Source organism: Acinetobacter sp. YH01018, from assembly GCF_013420295.1.
GTDB lineage: Bacteria > Pseudomonadota > Gammaproteobacteria > Pseudomonadales > Moraxellaceae > Acinetobacter.
In genome coordinates, this window is record NZ_VOYL01000009.1 from 70,457 (window position 1) to 87,531 (window position 17,075).

11 protein-coding genes are annotated in these 17,075 nt (G+C 43.2%); 6 read left to right on the plus strand and 5 right to left on the minus strand.

What is annotated here, in order from left to right; translation table 11 throughout:
* Positions 1 to 49 precede the first annotated feature (49 nt).
* From mfd to aspA, 3 genes are all read right to left on the minus strand, one after another.
* Complete coding sequence (mfd, locus tag FTT83_RS05265; protein WP_180176320.1) at positions 50 to 3,508, minus strand: transcription-repair coupling factor; 3,459 nt, start codon at positions 3,506 to 3,508, stop codon at positions 50 to 52.
* A gap of 133 nt (positions 3,509 to 3,641) precedes the next feature.
* Positions 3,642 to 4,013, minus strand: a complete 372-nt coding sequence (locus FTT83_RS05270) for a hypothetical protein (RefSeq protein ID WP_180043350.1) — start codon at positions 4,011 to 4,013, stop codon at positions 3,642 to 3,644.
* Positions 4,014 to 4,153: 140 nt separating this feature from the next.
* Complete coding sequence (gene aspA / locus FTT83_RS05275; RefSeq protein ID WP_086196355.1) at positions 4,154 to 5,602, minus strand: aspartate ammonia-lyase; 1,449 nt, start codon at positions 5,600 to 5,602, stop codon at positions 4,154 to 4,156.
* 461 nt (positions 5,603 to 6,063) lie between these two features.
* On the opposite strand from aspA, the gene putP reads away from it, so the two are divergent.
* Positions 6,064 to 7,602, plus strand: coding sequence for a sodium/proline symporter PutP (putP, locus tag FTT83_RS05280; RefSeq protein WP_180043352.1), 1,539 nt, complete (start codon positions 6,064 to 6,066; stop codon positions 7,600 to 7,602).
* A gap of 64 nt (positions 7,603 to 7,666) precedes the next feature.
* Here putP and FTT83_RS05285 read toward each other — a convergent pair whose 3' ends face one another.
* Positions 7,667 to 8,152 (minus strand): Lrp/AsnC ligand binding domain-containing protein, encoded by a 486-nt coding sequence (locus FTT83_RS05285; protein ID WP_086196356.1) that lies wholly within the window; start codon positions 8,150 to 8,152, stop codon positions 7,667 to 7,669.
* Positions 8,153 to 8,270: 118 nt separating this feature from the next.
* Between FTT83_RS05285 and putA the strand changes: the two genes are divergently transcribed.
* From putA to FTT83_RS05305, 4 genes are all read left to right on the plus strand, one after another.
* Positions 8,271 to 12,041, plus strand: coding sequence for a trifunctional transcriptional regulator/proline dehydrogenase/L-glutamate gamma-semialdehyde dehydrogenase (putA, locus tag FTT83_RS05290; RefSeq protein WP_180176321.1), 3,771 nt, complete (start codon positions 8,271 to 8,273; stop codon positions 12,039 to 12,041).
* Positions 12,042 to 12,357: 316 nt separating this feature from the next.
* Positions 12,358 to 13,440: a tRNA (uridine(54)-C5)-methyltransferase TrmA gene (trmA, locus tag FTT83_RS05295; protein WP_180043356.1), complete on the plus strand. Its 1,083-nt coding sequence runs from the start codon at positions 12,358 to 12,360 to the stop codon at positions 13,438 to 13,440.
* A gap of 251 nt (positions 13,441 to 13,691) precedes the next feature.
* Positions 13,692 to 13,922, plus strand: a complete 231-nt coding sequence (locus tag FTT83_RS05300; RefSeq protein ID WP_086196359.1) for a hypothetical protein — start codon at positions 13,692 to 13,694, stop codon at positions 13,920 to 13,922.
* Positions 13,923 to 14,206: 284 nt separating this feature from the next.
* The gene (locus tag FTT83_RS05305; RefSeq protein ID WP_180043357.1) at positions 14,207 to 15,451 is read left to right on the plus strand and encodes an OmpP1/FadL family transporter; all 1,245 of its coding nucleotides are present in this window, start codon (positions 14,207 to 14,209) and stop codon (positions 15,449 to 15,451) included.
* A gap of 17 nt (positions 15,452 to 15,468) precedes the next feature.
* On the opposite strand, the gene FTT83_RS05310 is transcribed toward FTT83_RS05305, so the two are convergent.
* A complete protein-coding gene (locus tag FTT83_RS05310) occupies positions 15,469 to 16,242 on the minus strand; it encodes a phosphodiester glycosidase family protein (RefSeq protein ID WP_257221750.1) in 774 nt (257 codons plus the stop codon).
* 143 nt (positions 16,243 to 16,385) lie between these two features.
* Between FTT83_RS05310 and FTT83_RS05315 the strand changes: the two genes are divergently transcribed.
* On the plus strand, positions 16,386 to 16,919 hold the full coding sequence (locus FTT83_RS05315; RefSeq protein ID WP_180043360.1) for a lecithin retinol acyltransferase family protein: 534 nt from the start codon (positions 16,386 to 16,388) through the stop codon (positions 16,917 to 16,919).
* The last annotated feature ends 156 nt before the right edge of the window (positions 16,920 to 17,075 follow it).

Sequence of the window (17,075 nt, forward strand, 5' to 3'; positions counted from 1 at the left end):
TGCACAAATTGCAAAGCGAGTGCATAAATCTTATGCACTCCCTGTCAAATCAATGAATTTCTTTCAATAAACTGTCCAATAAATCGATAATAAATTGGATACGTTTTTGATAATCTTCCAGCATGACCATGACTTTCAGGCGTTGCCCGCCATCCATGCGGAAAAAGGTCGGATGTTTTTGCATCATTTGAATAATACTGATGGCCTGTACTGGTGTTTCTGGTGAAAATTCAATATGACCACCGTTAGCACTGATATCAATTTTGGTAATGCCCAGCTGCTCAGCTTTCAAACGAATCTGATGCACAGCAAATAACTGCTTCACTGGCTGCGGTGGCACACCAAACCGGTCAATCAGCTCCATGCGGATATTATCGAGTTTTTCCTGGGTATCGGTATTACTGATGCGTTTATAGAACAATAGGCGCTGATGCACATCTCCCAGATATTCATCTGGAATCAAGGCTGGCATATGTAGATTGATTTCCGCAATCAGGGACAATGGTGCATCGAAATTCGGGGTTTTGCCTTTTTGGATGGCTTTGGTGGCCTTTTCCAGCATTTCCATATACAGGCTATAACCAATCGCTTGCATGGAGCCACTTTGTTGCTCACCTAAAAGCTCGCCAGCTCCACGAATTTCCAGATCTTCCGTCGCCAGCATGAAACCGGCCCCTAAATTCGATGCGCGCTGAATCGCATCCAGACGTTTCTCTGCATCTCCCTTTAACCCCTTGATTGAAGGTACCAGCAAGTAGGCATAAGCTTGATGGTGTGAACGTCCGACACGGCCCCGTAATTGGTGCAACTGGGCAAGTCCCAGCTTATCAGCGCGTTCAATTAAAATGGTATTAGCATTGGGAACGTCAATCCCGGTTTCAATAATGGTTGAACAGACCAGCACATTGTATTCTTTATGATAGAACTGCTGCATCACCTGCTCCAGTTCACGTTCCCGCATTTGGCCATGAGCAACCGCCACCCGGGCCTCAGGCACCAGTTCACGAATATTTTCAGCAGTGCGCTCAATGGTATCCACTTCATTATGCAGGAAATATACCTGTCCACCGCGCAGCAATTCACGCAGAATGGCTTCTTTAACCGACTCACTGGTCTGTTCCTGTACAAAGGTTTTCACAGCCAGACGACGTGCAGGCGGTGTAGCGATAATCGAAAGGTCGCGCATCCCGCTAAAGGCCATATTTAAAGTTCGTGGAATTGGCGTCGCGGTGAGAGTCAGCATATCGACATCTGCACGCATGGCTTTAATACGTTCTTTATCACGTACCCCAAAACGATGCTCTTCATCGACAATCATCAGGCCCAGATTTTTAAACTGGATATTCTGCTGCAAAATTTTATGCGTACCAATCACAATATCGACTTTACCATCAGCCAGGTCTTCAATGGTTTTACTATGGGATTTGCTTGAACCAAACCGTGACAGCACTTCAATACGGATCGGCCAGTCGGCAAAACGGTCTTTAAACGATTCATAATGCTGCTGTGCCAGCAAGGTGGTGGGAACCAAAACAGCCACCTGCTTGTTGTTTTGTACCGCAACAAATGCTGCCCGCATCGCCACTTCAGTTTTACCAAAACCAACATCGCCACATACCAGACGATCCATCGGTTTGGCCAGCTGCATGTCGTGCAAAGTTGCTTCAATGGCATTGGCCTGATCCAAGGTTTCTTCATAGGCAAAGCCGCTGGCAAACTGCATATATGGACTTTGTTCCAGTTCAAAGCTAAAACCGGGTTTAGAGTGACGGCGTGCCTGAATATGCAGCAGTTCAGCAGCAACATCATGGATTTGCTCCAGCGCTTTACGTTTTGCCTTGCTCCAGGCATCAGTTCCCAGTTTATGCAAGGGGGCCAAATCCGGATCGCCGCCGCTATAACGGCTGATTAAATGCAGATTGGTGACCGGAACATAGACCTTGGCAGCATCAGCATAATCCAGCTGTAAAAATTCATGTTCCTGGTCGTCAATACTTAAAGTGACTAGGCCAGCATAACGTCCCACACCATGATCGATATGCACCACAGGTGCACCAATACTCAGTTCAGTTAAACTGCGAATCAGGAATTCTTCGGATACTTCTTGCTGACGCTTGCGGCGGCGCTGCACCACCCGATGTTCATAGAGCTGGTTTTCCGAGATGATGGTAAGCTGATCAGGAATGACCAGACCCCGATCCAACGGTGCACTGGTAATGGCTATAGCATGTAAAGAGCTTCTGAATTGTGCATAATTTTCAACATTGGGAATGTCTCCCAGCGCTGGACGCAAGGCATCCTTGAGTGTTTCACGACGGCCAGCACTTTCAGCCACCAGCAGGACTGGATGATTGGCAGCATCAATATATTTTTTAACCGCAGAAAACGGTTTTTCCTGTTTTGGATCTACTGGTAAGCGCGGTGGAATTTCCGTATTGAAATTAATCACACCGCTTTTTTCAGCGAATGTTTCTGTTGAGGCAATAATTCTGGCAAACTGATTCAGCTGTTCCAGCACCTGATTCGGCTGCAAAAAGATGTCTTCCGGCGGCAAAATAGGCTGCTCGACATTATGACGGCGGTCTTCATAACGATGCAGCACATCTTTCCAGAAACTGGTTAACCCTTCCTCCAGATGCTTATCTGTAATGACAATGCCATTCTTAGGTAAGTACGCCATGAGGGTACTTTGCGTTTGCATCGCCTCTTTACTAAAGAATAAGGGAAAATAAAACTCCAGTCCTGGTGAGGCAATACCTTCTAATGCATCTTGATAGATTGGATTTTTCTTCGGATTTGCTGTGGGAAATTTTTCCGCATAACGGTCACGGAAAGTGGCGCGTCCTTCTTTAAGCGGAAACTCCTTGGCAGGTAATACAGAAAACTGTTGTAGCGTTTGGGTTGTTCTTTGAGTTTCAGGATCAAAAAACTTTAAGCTTTCAATTTCATCATCAAACAGATCAATACGAATGGGTGCACTTTGACCGGACGCGTAAATATCCATAATGCTGCCACGCACAGCAAATTCACCATGATCATAAACGGTATCGACCAGATGATAACCGGCCTGAATCAGACGCAGTTTTTGCTGTTCCAGTTCAAATTTCTGTCCCACTTGAATATCAAAATGTTCGCCCAATACCCATGAAGCCGGTGCAACACGCTGTGCCAAAGTTGATGCAGATAAAAGCAGCACGCCCTGCTTCGGCATATTGGATAAAATGGAAAGCCGCTCTGACACAATATCCTGATGGGGAGACAAACGGTCATAAGGCAAAATTTCCCAATCCGGGAAAATCGTCGGTTTAATCCCGTAAAATTCCAGTTCACTTTCCAACTGTCCCAAATGCTGATTATTTTTGGCCACCAAAATGAATAATTGCTTGCTTTGTGTGGCAATTTCTTTGAAGAGTAAAGCGGCAGATGAGCCTTGTAAATTACCGACCCAGCGTTTTTCGCCTGCTTTTAACTGTTGCAGATGGAGTTGAGAAATTTCTTGTTGGAACATGTATATAGCTTTTGGTCTAAATGACATGGACCGTATATTAACATGGGTTTTTTCTTGGTTGAGTTATTTTTATATACAGCAAATGATCGCATCTAAATCCTTTTAGATGCCGAGCACATAAGTCTTTGTCCAATTATTTTTCGCGCAGGAAATTACGATAGTAATCATTCAGTTTCTGAATGATCTGCTTGAACTGTAACAGGTTTTCTTCAGTATTACCCAAACGTGCAACAAAACGCTGACTGGCAATTTCCAGATCAATTTTTTCATTAATCAGAATGGCAGTAAAATATAGGGTTTTTAAATCATCAAAGTTGTTCAATTTGCGATTGGAAAAATAAGCCAAACGTTCAGACAGCTGATTGACCACGATTCCGTCCACAATATAGCCTTGTTCCGGATCAAACTGGATATTGTTTTCTTGAAGATACAGCTGTTCAGGAGAAGGTTTTGAACTTTTAAGCAGTCCTGAACCTGTAAATAGTCCAGCAAGTTTATTCAGCATGAGCATGGCATATAGAAAAAATCCCAGCTATTTTAACCCTGAGCTGCATTATCTTCATCCCTATTTTTTCATAAAAAAGATCGCTGTTTAAATTGCGATCTTTTTTATTCAGATCATGATTAAATTTTTGTAGCCAGCAATTAGCCAACCTGTGCCAAAGGTTCATGCTGTAAGCTTACTTCTGAAACCAGATTACTAAAAGCAAAAATTTCATCCAGCTGTGCTTGAGTCAGTAATTCCCTTTCCAAAACCACCTGCTGAATAGTTTTATTTTCAGCAATGCACTGTTTCCCAATTTCATCACATTTGGCATGTCCTAAAATCGGATCCAGCAAAGTGACAATGCCGACACTGCGCATTACAGCGTCATAACAGACCTGCTCATTGGCCTGAATACCTTGAATACATTTACGGTCAAGACTGACCACCGCCTGGGTGAGAAGTTCAATCGACTCATTAATTGCAACAGCAATCACCGGTTCCATGACATTGAGTTGTAATTGCCCGGCTTCTGCTGCCAGAGTCACGGTTAAATCGTTGCCAATGACCTTAAAGGCAATCTGGTTCACCACTTCAGGAATCACCGGATTGATTTTGGCCGGCATAATGGATGAACCCGCCTGTAATTCGGGTAAACGAATTTCCCCCAAACCTGCACGAGGCCCCGAACTTAATAGGCGCAAATCGTTACAGATTTTTGAAAGTTTCACCGCCAGACGTTTCAGGGTACTGGATAAAATAATAAATACCCCGCAATCGCTGGTAGCTTCGACATAGTCTTCTGCACCCACCAGATTCAAGCCGGTAATTTTGTTTAAGGATTGAATCGCTGCATGGGCATAACCTTGGGGTGTATTCACTCCTGTTCCAATAGCTGTGGCTCCCAGATTCACTTCCAGTAAAAGCTCACGGGTACGTTGAATCAGACGTATATCTTCCTTTAATAAGGTAGCAAATGCACGGAACTCTTGTCCCAAAGTCATCGGAACCGCATCTTGCAGCTGGGTACGTCCCATTTTTACCACAAATTGAAACTCTGTCGCCTTGATATATAAGCTATCAACTATTTTTTGAATCTGAAGCAACAAATTGTCCAGACTATAATAAGTCGCTAAACGTAAGGCTGTAGGATAGACATCATTGGTGGATTGCGATTTATTCACATGATCATTCGGATGAATGTGTTCATATTGCCCCTTATGAAAACCCAAATGCTCCAAGGCAATATTGGCCAACACTTCATTGGTGTTCATATTAATGGAAGTTCCTGCACCCCCCTGATAAATATCTAAAGGAAAAGCTTCACTCCATTGTTCAGGCGATTCGATTAAGGCATTACAGGCAAATTGTATAGCTTGGCTGACCTGTTCTGAAATTTTGCCAAATTCTAAATTGGCTTGGGCAGAGGCTTTTTTGACTTGTGCCAAAGCACGGATAAAGTGAAGCTGACTTCCCACCTTCTGATTAGAAATCTGGAAATTCTCCAGAGCCCTTACTGTATGAATGCCATAATAACACTCGGCGGGAACTTCTTTTGCTCCCAATAAATCACGCTCTATTCTTGTATTGTCGGGTTGAACTGTTGTCACTTTAAATATACTCACATGTATGCACTAGAATTGTGCAATTGAAAAAATATTAAGGCTTTACGCTATTTTAAATATTGTAAAAAGATATTTATTTGGCAATGCTCTTTAACCAAATACATGGACTCTGTAGCGAATGTAAGCATTTGTAACTATATTAGCACTTCCAATTTTCATCACTAAAAAATTAAGCGCAAAAATTTTTGAGCGTTATTTCTAATTCACAGTAGATAATTATTCGAACAAGATGAATGACATTAAGTTACACAATTATAAGTTATTTATTTTATTAAATTTTTATCAATTGTATCTAAAAATACATTCCGCTACATAACACGTGATTAAATCCCTTAGAAATGTTACAGAAGGTAATTTCAATTTTATGGTTGAATCAGCGCCTGAGTGAACCTGCACAAAAAATCATCTTGGAAAGATGTTATTCATAAGGACATAAGGATGCGCCCATGAGTCAACTTAACCCCACCCTCATCACATTTATTTTTTATATTATTGCCATGGTTGGTATAGGACTGTATGCCTATAAATCCACCTCCGACTTTTCAGATTACATTCTGGGCGGACGCAGTCTGGGCAGCGTGGTCACCGCCCTTTCCGCAGGCGCTTCCGATATGAGTGGATGGCTGCTCATGGGCTTACCCGGTGCAATCTATCTTTCAGGCTTGTCGGAAGCCTGGATTGCAATTGGCCTGATTATTGGCGCATGGCTGAACTGGCTGCTGGTCGCCGGCCGCTTACGGGTGCATACCGAAGTACAGAACAATGCCTTAACCCTGCCGGACTATTTCACCAGTCGTTTTGGGGATCGCAAGCGTATATTACGGATGATCTCGGCTCTGGTGATTCTGGTGTTTTTCTCCATTTACTGCGCGTCAGGCATGGTGGCAGGTGCACGATTATTCGAAAGTATTTTTGGCATGTCTTACACGACGGCACTCTGGATCAGTGCAATTGCCACCATCAGCTATGTATGTATCGGTGGCTTTCTAGCGATTAGCTGGACCGATACCTTTCAGGCAGGACTGATGATTTTCGCGCTGCTGCTGACGCCGATCATGGCCTATATGGCCATCGGTGATCATAGCCAGCAGTTTGCCACAATGATTGAAACGGCTCGCCCGCATGCCACCAATATGCTTTCAGGATTAAGTACGGTCGCCATTTTATCATCACTGGCGTGGGGCTTAGGCTATTTTGGACAGCCGCATATTCTGGTGCGTTTTATGGCAGCAGATTCAGTCAAGACCATTCCGGCAGCACGTCGTATTGGCATGAGCTGGATGATTCTATGTCTAGGGGGTGCAGTCGGAGCCGGTTTTATTGGCATTGCCTACTTCCAGCATCATGCAGAACTTGCAGGCGTGGTTTCCCAGAATCCTGAAACCATCTTTATGGAACTGACCAAAATTCTGTTTAACCCCTGGATTGCAGGCGTAATTTTGGCCGCCATTTTAGCTGCGGTGATGAGTACCCTGAGCTGTCAGCTTCTGGTCTGCTCCAGCACCCTGACGGAAGATTTGTATAAAGCATTCTTACGCAAAAATGCTTCGCAAAAGGAACTGGTTTGGGTTGGACGCTTGATGGTACTGGCGATTGCCGTACTTGCCATTATTCTGGCAAGCAATCCAAACAGTAAGGTTCTAGGACTGGTTGCCTATGCCTGGGCCGGTTTCGGTGCTGCATTTGGTCCGCTGATTATCCTGTCCTTGTTCTGGAAACGCATGACCTTAAACGGCGCGATTATGGGGATTATTGTCGGTGCGGTAACCGTTATTTTATGGAAAAACACCATGGCCAGTACCGGTTTATATGAAATTATTCCCGGTTTTATTCTGTCATTTGTGAGCATTGTCGTGGTCAGCTTATTAGAAAAAGCTCCTTCGCAAGAAGTACTTCAGCGTTTCGAGCAGGCTGATCAATTGTACAAGAAAGAAATGGCAGAACTGCAAAAGGGGCTACCCGCCCAATCTAAGAATGGAGGATAAAGCTTTGAGGATATTTTCTTTCACCAGATAAACTTCAAGGGGCATTAAGCCCCTTGTTTTATTTTTATCCTTTATTTTTCAGATAAATTTTAGAACTTTCCTTAATCACTTCCATCACCGGATAACTTCGTGTCTCTTTAATTCCGGGAAGACGCCACAGGACCTGCCCTGAAATTTTCCGGAATTCTTCCATATTGGCACAGCGGATTTTCACAACAAAATCAAATCCGCCACTGATCATGTGACATTCCACAATTTCAGGATATTGCATGATCGCATCAGAAAATTCCTCCAAAACATTGGGGGTAGTTTTATCCAGTAAAATCTCGACAAACACCACGAAACTGGCATTAAGCATGTCAGGATTCAGCTTGGCTTCATAGCCCAGAATAAACCCATCTTTGGTCAGTTTCTGTACCCTTGCCAAAGCCGCGGTCGGGGATAAATTTACTGCTTCGGCCAGTTTTATATTCGAAATCCGGCCATCATTTTGCAGAATATCTAAAATTTTGATATCTGTTCGGTCCAGGGTAAAAATCGGGCTGTACATCAGAATTATTCTCTAAAATGAACCAAAATTATAGTGAGTTATTCGGCATTCTTTCTGTAATCATAAATTATATAAAGCATTTTACTCAACAAAAATTTGGCAGTCACAGGATGTTGGCATGAATATAATGGACACTGAAACCCGCTTTGACCAGACAAAACCTCACTTTGGATATATTACCGAATTCAAAGAAAAAAATGATTATGAAGTTGAGGTAAATACTGCCTGGCGCCATGCTGAACCTGACTGTGTTGAACATTTACTGGAACATAGCCAGATTTCTGAACAGCTGAACCAGCGTATTTATGATCTGGCATTCGATCTTGCTCATAGCTTACGGGAACGTAAAAGCTCGAACGGTAAAGCCGGGATCGTACAGGGATTATTGCAAGAGTTTTCACTTTCCTCTCAGGAAGGTATTGCCCTGATGTGTCTGGCTGAAGCCTTGCTGCGAATTCCGGACAGCGCGACACGGGACTTGCTGATTCGCGACAAAATCAATCAGGGCAACTGGAAAGAACATGTAGGGCAAAGCAGCCTGATGTTTGTCAATGCGGCTGCCTGGGGGCTCATGCTGACCGGAAAACTGATGGAAACCCCAAAACAAAAGACTTTATCCAGCGTGCTCACAGGGCTTTTAGCCCGTAGTGGTCGCGGGATTATCCGTAAAGCTGTGGATGTCGCCATGCGGATGATGGGCGAGCAGTTTGTTACGGGTGAAACCATTCAGGAAGCGCTAGAACATGCAGAACCGCTAGAAGATAAAGGTTTCCGTTATTCTTATGACATGCTCGGTGAAGCCGCGCTGACCGAACATGATGCTGAACGCTATTTCCAGGATTATAGCAATGCCATCCATGCCATTGGTCAGGCCTCCAAAGACAAAGATGTCTATGACGGCCCGGGTATTTCCATCAAGCTTTCCGCCCTGCATCCACGTTATCAGCGTGCACAAATACATCGCGTACATGAGGAGCTGTATCCAAAAGTACTGCAATTGGCAGAACTGGCAAAACGCTACAATATTGGCCTGAACATTGATGCCGAAGAATCCGAACGTCTGGAAATTTCTTTAGAACTATTAGAGCGTTTATGTTTTGAGCCGGGCCTTGCCGACTGGAAAGGCATTGGTTTTGTGATTCAGGCCTATCAGAAACGCTGCTTCTACGTGGTGGACTATGTGGTGGACTTAGCCACACGCAGTCAAAAACGCCTGATGATCCGTTTGGTTAAAGGTGCTTACTGGGACAGTGAAATCAAGAAGGCCCAAATTGAAGGCATGACGGACTACCCGGTGTTTACCCGTAAAGTGCATACCGACCTGTCTTATATTGCCTGTGCGAAAAAACTGTTGGCTGCGCCAGAGCAGATTTACCCGCAGTTCGCGACACATAATGCCCAGACTCTTGCAACCATTTATCATTTGGCCGATCCGAACCAATACTACAGTGGCCAATATGAATTCCAGTGCCTGCATGGCATGGGTGAACCACTGTATGAACAGGTGGTGGGCAATAAAACAGATAACAAACTGGGGGTGCCGTGCCGTATCTATGCCCCTGTAGGGAATCATGAAACCTTACTGGCTTATCTGGTAAGACGTTTACTGGAAAATGGCGCCAATACCTCTTTCGTCAACCGCATTGCAGATAAAAGCCTAAAAATTGAAGATCTGATTGAAAATCCGCATGCAGAGATTTTGAAAAATGCAGCCAAAGAATCACAGGTGGGTCAGAAGCACCCGGCTATTCCCCTAGCACCTGATTTGTACGGTGATATCCGTCCAAACTCAGCGGGTCTGGATTTAGCCAATGATCATGACCTGACCGACCTCAACCAGACTGCACACAACCTGAGTCAGCAGCAATGGCAAGCGCAGGTTTTGGGTAAAAACCTCGGTCTTGAAAATGACTCAAATGATGCAAGTTCGCAGTCACTTCTTATTGTCAATCCTGCCGATCATCTAGATATCGTGGGTCATGTACAGGAAGCAAGCGCTGATCAGGTCAATCAAGCCCTAGATCATGCCGTGAATGCACAAGCTGAATGGAGCAATACCGCTAAAGACACACGTGCCGCTTACCTACAGCGTGCAGCAGATATCATGCAATCACGCATGCAGGAACTGATGATTCTGTTATGCCGTGAAAGTGGTAAAACCTATGCCAATGCCATTGCCGAAGTTCGCGAAGCAGTCGACTTCCTGCGTTATTACGCAGCGCAAATGATCGATCTGGATCGAGATACCGTGATTCAACCCTTAGGTACGGTATTATGTATCAGTCCATGGAATTTCCCTTTGGCGATTTTTACCGGACAAATCTCAGCGGCACTGGTTACTGGAAATACTGTCATTGCCAAACCGGCTGAACAAACGCCACTGATTGCAGCGCAAGCGATTCAGATTTTGTGGGAAGCCGGCATTCCTCAAGATGTGCTACAGCTACTGCCGGGGCAAGGTGAAACAGTCGGTGCACAATTAAGCAGTGATACGCGTATTCAAGGCATCATGTTTACCGGGTCAACCGAAGTCGCCAAAATTTTGCAAAAGACCCTGGCGCAAAGACTGAGTCCATCAGGTCATCCTATTCCACTGATTGCGGAAACAGGTGGGCAAAATGCCATGATTGTTGACTCGTCGGCATTGACCGAACAGGTGATTCTGGATGTGGTGAGCTCGGCTTATGATAGTGCCGGCCAACGCTGTTCTGCCCTGCGTGTGCTCTGCGTGCAAGAAGACAATGCCGATAGTGTTATCCATATGCTGAAAGGTGCCATGCAACAACTGCGTGTTGGCAATCCCGCGCTATTAAAAACCGATATCGGCCCGGTAATTGATCTTGAAGCACAAAACAATATTCAGAAACATATTGATCAGATGCGTGGTAAAGGTCATTCCGTACATCAACTGATGTTAAATCCTGAACAGGATCAAAGCCTAGCACAAGGGACTTTTATTCCGCCGACTTTAATTGAATTGCCGAATCTGGACGATTTGCAGCGTGAAGTATTTGGTCCAGTTTTACATATGATCCGCTACAAATATGGTCAATTAGAACAGCTGCTTGAGCAGATCAATGCCAAAGGTTATGGTCTGACCATGGGACTGCATACCCGTATTGATGAGACCATTCAGACTGTCATTGCACATGCAGAAGTCGGCAATTTGTATATCAACCGTAATATTGTCGGTGCGGTGGTCGGTGTTCAGCCTTTTGGTGGTGAAGGCTTGTCCGGTACAGGCCCTAAAGCTGGCGGCCCGATTTATCTGTACCGTTTGATGCAGCACTGCTCTGCGAAAAAACTGGCTCGACCATTTGCAACTCAGGCACAAGCCACACAGCCAGCGCATCAGCCTTTATATGACGTGTTTTATCAATGGGCAGAAAAAACCTTCCCTCAATATCAATTGCAACCGTGCCCTGCATTCTGTGCTGGCCATCATTATGAATTGCGAGGTCCGACCGGTGAAAGCAATCAATATGTAGTGTTGCCAAGAAAACGCGTGCTGTCTTTAGCGGAGCAGGAACAGGATCAGATTCAGCAATTGGCGGCAATTTTTGCGGTTGGCAGCCAGCCTGTGGTTCTGGCTGAAAATACCTTTGTGCTCAAATATCTTTCTAAAATGCCCAAAGAAATTGAACAGCGTTTTGCCGTAATCCAGAACATTGAAAGCGCTGATTTTGATGCCGTACTGCATCACGGCAGTAAAGCACAACTGCAATACTTGCAAACTCAAATTGCTGCCCGTTCCGGGGCGATTATTGGCATCACGCATTTAAAACCGCTGGATCATAATATTCCTTTAGAACGATTGGTGATTGAGCATGCCATCAGTATCAATACCGCAGCCGCAGGAGGTAATGCCAGCCTGATGACCTTAAATTAAAACCTTAACCTCAACCCAAACTTAAAAATATACGTCAGCGCTTAACCCTATAACGACGTATCGTTTCCTCTTTGCCAAGTCAACTTCTCCCTGGTCTGGTTGACTTGGTTTCTTTTTGGTTTTGAAATCATTTAAACCATCCTGATTTTTTCCTTTGAATAAAAATCTGCCTTTATCATTCTTAATATCAAAAAAGCGCATTTGAATTTGAGTTCAATCACTATATTTCTGCTGCTGATTGGGGAATAAGTTTAGTCATCTTAGGCAAACTTTGTTACCATCCCTGTTTTCAATGTGTTTGTGATTTTTACTGCATATGACTTCAGCTTATCAGTTACAACTTGATGCCAAGATTGCACGTATTTCTGCTCAATTTGCCGAGTTTAATCCCCCTTCTTTAGAAGTATTTCAGTCGCCTGAACAAAACTTCCGTATGCGCGCAGAATTTCGGATTTGGCATACTGACGACGATATGTTTTATGCGATGTTTGAACGCAGTGAAGATAATCAAAAACAGGTGATTCGCATTGACGAATTCCCGATAGCCGATAAAAGCATTAACGATTTAATGCCTGTTCTGTTAAAAGAACTGAAAGCGACAGAAATTCTATCCAAGCGTTTATTTGAAGTTCATTTTCTAGCAACATTAAAAGGTGAAATGCTGGTTTCACTGGTTTACCGTTGCACACTCAATGCAGAATGGGAAGTTGCAGCAAAAGCACTGTCTGATAAGCTCAACATTAAAATTTATGGTCGTAGCCGTGGTCAACGTGTCATTTTGACAGATGATTATGTGGTGGAAGAGTTAAAAGTATTCGATCGTACTTATCAATATAAGCAAATCGAAAGCAGCTTTACCCAGCCGAATGCACAAGTCTGCCAAAAAATGCTGGAATGGGCATGCAATGCGGCCAAACAGTCAGATAAAGACTTACTGGAATTGTACTGTGGCAATGGCAACTTTACCCTGCCACTGTCCACCAAGTTCAATCGCGTACTGGCAACCGAATTGGCCAAATCATCGGTCTACGCGGCGCAGTGGAATATTGAACAAAACCAGATTGATAATATTCAGGTGGCACGTTTATCGGCTGAAGAATTTACCGAGGCCTATAATGGCGAACGTGAATTCCGTCGCTTGCAGGAAGCAGAAATCGACATCACCAGCTATGACTTCGATACGGTATTTGTTGATCCACCGCGTGCAGGTATTGATGATGAAACATTAAAACTGCTACAGCGTTTTGAACGGATCATTTATATCTCATGTAATCCGGACACTTTACAGGACAATTTAAAGACTTTATCGAGTACGCATAAAGTGACCAAATTTGCCTTGTTTGATCAGTTCCCTTATACCCATCACGTCGAGTCGGGTGTGTTACTGGAAAAAATTTAAACAATTTATTTCTTTGTTAAGTTTGTAAATATATTTACATCAATGAAGCTCAATTGAGCTTCATTTATATTTCATTGAAAATAAATCATTTATAAATAATTCTGAATAGAAAATCTCATAATATCGTTAAAGTGTTCAATTACTATCGGAAAATTAAAGGTTCAATTGATTCTTTTATAGCTTTGGTAGACTTGTATTCCTCAAAAAACTGGATATATTTCGATCTATGTTAGGTTGTGTATGAAGGCTCTATGAGTTTTTGGCAAAAGCTGTTTTCTGCTCATCAACAGCAAAACGAACACAAGAATCAAATCTCGTGTGTTGAAAATGATTGCTCTTGCAAATCAAATGAACAATTGATCCAGGCTTTAACTCAAACAACAGATGAAAAAGTCATCATTGGAATTAAGAAAGTTTTAATTTCAAGAGGTTATAGCCGAAAAGAGTTAAATGAATTACAGCATCTACCACTGCGACAATAGAGTCTAAACCCTCTATATGAAGGCATTTAGTCAACTAAATGCCTTTTTATTTGCCCCCGAAAATTGTTATATAGCCCATTATGGCCAAATTTTAATACTTCGAAACATAGTTCCCATCATTTTTCCAGAATCTGCTATGCCACACAATGTAAAAGTGCTCTACTAGAATAAGAATTTTAACAAACCGATAGAACAGCCAAGCAAGTAAGAATAAAAGCAAGCAAGAATACAAGATAAAAAACAACAAGAGCAAAAAATAAAAATAAGCCTAAAAAGGAAAATATATGAAACGGTATTATCCTGGACTGGCAATATTATGCAGCCTAATCTCAAGTCATAGTCTGGCGGCAACCATGGATCAATCAGGACAATCCGTGTTGCCTTTTCTAGAATCAGGGCATTATTTTGAAGCCTCCATTACTGCTGCCGATCCTGAAGTGTCCGGGCATACCTTAGGTTCACGTCCAGATCTGGTTAATCCTGACAGTGCTGATAATACAACCGATAATATTGCCCAGACTTTCCAGTACCAGAGTGCCGCACTGAAACTGCAATTCGTTCCAAATTTCTCTTTTGGCATTCTCTATGATCAGCCATTTGGTTCAGATTTACACTATCCATTAAAAGACAATGGCAGTTTCTCCGATACCGCACTGAGCCAGCAAGGTACTCAGGTCAATGTCGACAGCCAAAACCTGAGTTTTATTTTAGGTTATCAACCTGTCAAAAATATTAACCTGTATGCCGGTCCTGCCTATCAAACCGTGGAAGGTCATGTCGCGCTACGTGGGCTGGTATATGCCCAATTTAATGGTTATAACGCCAAATTTAAACAGGATGCTGGCCTCGGCTGGAAAGCGGGTCTTGCCTATCAGTTTCCCGAGCTCGCACTAAAGGCTGCCTTGACTTATCACTCGAAAATAAATCATAAAATCAATGTAGAAGAAAACATTTTGGGCACACCTCTACTCCTAACAGACAATGCCAAAACCAAAATTTCTACCCCACAATCGGTCAATCTGAATTTCCAGACCAGTATCATGAGCGGAACTTTACTGTACTCGAACATACGATGGGTCAACTGGAAAGATTTTGTGATACGTCCTACCCAGTTCGGCGCATTATCGGCACTTGCCACCACGACCCTTAGTAATGGCAGTTATAGCGCAGGATTTAATCTGGATGATTATCAAAAAGACCAATGGAGTGTGACCTTAGGCATGGCACGACAATTAACCACGAAATGGTCCGCTGCTTTTGATCTCGGCTGGGATTCAGGCACGGGTAATCCTAGATCAATTTTAAATCCTACCAAGGGTTACAAAAATATAGGCTTGGGATTTCAGTTTAATCCTGAATCCAACTATTTTATTTCAGGGGGGATCAAATACTATTGGCTTGGTGATGCCACCGCACAAGATGGCACTTATTATCTTCCTCTTCCCGGGGTATCTGAAGCTTCACAGGTCGGTGAATTTAACAACAACCATGCGATAGGCTATGGTTTAAAAATTGGCTACAGGTTTTAATGGCTGGCGAACTTCATTTATTGAGTAGCACAGTTCTGTTGATCAATATAGGCCACCATCGGTCCCAGATTAAACAATGAATCTGAACGTTTTAACTGCGGAATATAGGCACTAGAGATTGAGCCGTCCAGATACAAGGCATTTTGCACTTTAAGCTGTTGTTGAAAAAATTGTGCAAATTGATAAAAACTCAACGCATTTCGACTGATCACAAAATATAAGCTTTGATCTTTAATCCCGACAGCATTTCTGATCTTAAAGGAATCTGAATCTTTTAAAAATTGGGGATTAATCTGCCCATCAATCACCAGCATAGGCCCCGATTGCGTCGCGTATTCGGCATTAAACTTGAGCTTTTGATAACTTTCTGTCTTTGCGATCAGGCTGTGATGCCGATTCCAGGCCAATACGCCATTGGGTTGCAGATAAAAATTGCCATATGCCTGTTTGACCGTGTTCAGTTTTTTCTGTTGCCGAGCTGCTTCAATATATAACCCGACCGGAGAATAGTCTGCATGATACATCCCGGCATTCATGGCAAAGAGCAGCTTTTCACATGCTTTCAGCTGTTTTGCCACAGCTTTAAATTTACCTAAGGGTTGATGGGTCTGGCGATCATTTAAAAACAGGCGCAAGTTTTGTGGCTGATCAATCTGAACAATGTCTACATCTACAATATCAGTCTGCCAGCGCCGGGTATAAAGCTCTGCATAGGTGATACTGGTCAAACTGAGTAAGGTGATAACTGCACATTTTATTAACAATATTTTCTTCATGCTGCTATGGCTCATGAGGTATGCTGAATCCTGACATTTTTAATGCGCTGTAGTGTCATAAAAGCTAGTCAACTCAGTGAAATAGTCGATTCTTTTATAAAGAAGCAGTAAACTAAGTCACTAAAATATATTTGTAACTTTATTGGTTAAACGTCTACATGCAACAGCAGAAAATACGATTTCCTTTAGGGACGCATCTTATCGTTAAACATTTTGGATATTCTCATCACGGCATTTATGCAGGACGTGGCCGGGTTATTCATTATTCAGGTTTTGCCCATTTATTTAAGAAACGTCCCATTGAGATTACCTCACTGGAAAAATTCAGCTTTGGTAAAACCATTATTATCCAGCAATATAACAATCCTAAATTTCGCGGCCGCAAAGTGGTACGGCGTATGCGTTCACGAATGAACGAAAACCAGTATCATCTGATTATTAACAACTGCGAACATTTATGCACCTGGGCCATTACCGGTGTGGAAAGCAGTCCTCAAGTCATCCGCATGATGAACCGTTTAACCACTATTGGTTATGTCAGCTCTCTCATGAGTTTTATGAACAGCATGCTGCTGACCCTCACCACCACCTGTTTTGCATTGGTGTTGTACATCAAGAAAAAGTTACGTGATAAAGCAAAAAAACAGATTCCGCATTATTTATGGTTAAAAGAACAGAATCCCAAGCAGTGATCGAACCGGTCTGTCTTTTCCATTGCAGCGGCTTTGTTGCACAAAGATTTGAAATGCAAAGCGCCCCTAATTGATCCAAATTTAAGGCGTAACTTGGGTAAGTGGGCGACCTAATTCCGTAAATCTGTTAAGGACTGCTACACGTGCATGGATCTC

Excerpts from the sequence above, each read along its gene's own strand:
- mfd (WP_180176320.1), bottom strand. The coding sequence starts at position 3,508 with ATGTTCCAACAAGAAATTTCTCAACTCCATCTGCAACAGTTAAAAGCA.
- FTT83_RS05270 (WP_180043350.1), bottom strand. The coding sequence starts at position 4,013 with ATGCTGAATAAACTTGCTGGACTATTTACAGGTTCAGGACTGCTTAAA.
- putP (WP_180043352.1), top strand. The coding sequence starts at position 6,064 with ATGAGTCAACTTAACCCCACCCTCATCACATTTATTTTTTATATTATT.
- FTT83_RS05285 (WP_086196356.1), bottom strand. The coding sequence starts at position 8,152 with ATGTACAGCCCGATTTTTACCCTGGACCGAACAGATATCAAAATTTTA.
- putA (WP_180176321.1), top strand. The coding sequence starts at position 8,271 with ATGAATATAATGGACACTGAAACCCGCTTTGACCAGACAAAACCTCAC.
- trmA (WP_180043356.1), top strand. The coding sequence starts at position 12,358 with ATGACTTCAGCTTATCAGTTACAACTTGATGCCAAGATTGCACGTATT.
- FTT83_RS05300 (WP_086196359.1), top strand. The coding sequence starts at position 13,692 with ATGAGTTTTTGGCAAAAGCTGTTTTCTGCTCATCAACAGCAAAACGAA.
- FTT83_RS05305 (WP_180043357.1), top strand. The coding sequence starts at position 14,207 with ATGAAACGGTATTATCCTGGACTGGCAATATTATGCAGCCTAATCTCA.
- FTT83_RS05310 (WP_257221750.1), bottom strand. The coding sequence starts at position 16,242 with ATGAGCCATAGCAGCATGAAGAAAATATTGTTAATAAAATGTGCAGTT.
- FTT83_RS05315 (WP_180043360.1), top strand. The coding sequence starts at position 16,386 with ATGCAACAGCAGAAAATACGATTTCCTTTAGGGACGCATCTTATCGTT.